Source organism: Phenylobacterium sp. (assembly GCF_030654915.1).
Lineage (GTDB): Bacteria > Pseudomonadota > Alphaproteobacteria > Caulobacterales > Caulobacteraceae > Phenylobacterium.
In genome coordinates, this window is sequence record NZ_JAURWM010000279.1 from 1 (window position 1) to 1281 (window position 1281).

General features: G+C 68.0%; 2 protein-coding genes. Both read right to left on the reverse strand.

Annotated features, from left to right (window positions below):
* Positions 1–934 (reverse strand): AMP-binding protein (locus tag Q7T84_RS14830; protein WP_304810312.1); only part of this gene is annotated, 934 nt, incomplete at its 3' end.
* A 121-nt stretch (positions 935–1055) separates the two neighbouring features.
* Positions 1056–1281 (reverse strand): aminotransferase class I/II-fold pyridoxal phosphate-dependent enzyme (locus tag Q7T84_RS14835; protein ID WP_304810314.1); only part of this gene is annotated, 226 nt, incomplete at its 5' end.

Sequence of the window (1281 nt, forward strand, 5' to 3'; positions counted from 1 at the left end):
AGCCCGAGGCCTCGGTCCCGGCGTAGTATTCGTAGAGGATCGGCCCCCACCACTCGATCATCTGGCGCTTCACCTCCACCGGACAGGGAGCGGCGGCGTGGATGGCGACCTTGTGAGTAGAGAGGTCGTAGCGAGCACGAACCTCCGGCTCCAGCTTCATCATCCGCACGAACATGGTCGGCACCCACTGGCTGTGGGTGACACCGTACTTTTCAATGAGCGCCAGCGCCTGCTCGGCGTCGAACCGTTCCATCATCACCACGGTCCCGCCAAACGATTGGACCGACAGCACATAGGCCAGCGGGGCGGCATGGTAGAGCGGCGCTGGCGACAGATAGACCGAGGCCGCTGTCAGCTCGTAGCGGTTAGCCGCCTGGCGGGCGCCGAAGCCTTCGCCCGGCGTGATCTCGGGCAGGGGGCGTAGAATGCCTTTCGGCCGCCCGGTGGTCCCCGACGAATAGAGCATGGAGTCGCCCATCCATTCCTGAGCCAGCGGCTCGGGCGATCCGGACGCCACCGCGTCCTCATAGGACGTCCAGCCGGGGATCACGCCGCCGACCATCAGGCGGATGGGGGCGCCTGGGATCAGGTCGGTCAGGCCCGCGGCGATCTCGCGCTTGGCGTAGGAGGTGACCAGCGCCTTGGCCCCGCAGTCTTGGGCGATATAGGCGGCCTCGTCCGGCGGCAGATAGCGGTTGATGGTCGTGACATAGAGGCCCGAGCGGAAGGCCGCCCAGATCGGCTCCATGAAGGAGAGGTTGTTCTCCATCAGCACCGCGATGTGGTCGCCCCGCCGCAGACCCTGGGCGTAGAGATACTGCGCGAACCGGTTCGAGCGCTCGTTCAGCTCGGCGTAGGTCACGGCCTGGCCGGTGTCGGCCGAAATCATGGCTGGCTTGTCCGGCGTCAGCCGGGCGTGGTCGGCGAGATACATCGGTCCCTCCCCTTCGCGGCTCTTCAGGAGCCGTCTGTCTCTGCGTTTGCGGGGCAGGTTATCGCAAGGCGAGGGGAGGTAAAGCCGGCGTGGATGTTGACGTGGCGTCGCCCGGCCGCTCTCAGCCCTCGCCCACGATCTCGCCCAGGGCCGACAGCAGCCGGTCGACCTGGGCGTCGGTCCCGACGCTGATCCGCAGATAGTCGGCGGTGCGCGGCGCCGCGAAATGGCGCACCAGCACCGCCCGCTCGCGCAGGGCCGCCGTCAGGGCCGCGCCTTCGTGGCCCGGGCGGCGCGCGAACACGAAATTGGCCGCCGAGGGCAGCACCTCGAAACCCAGCTCCACC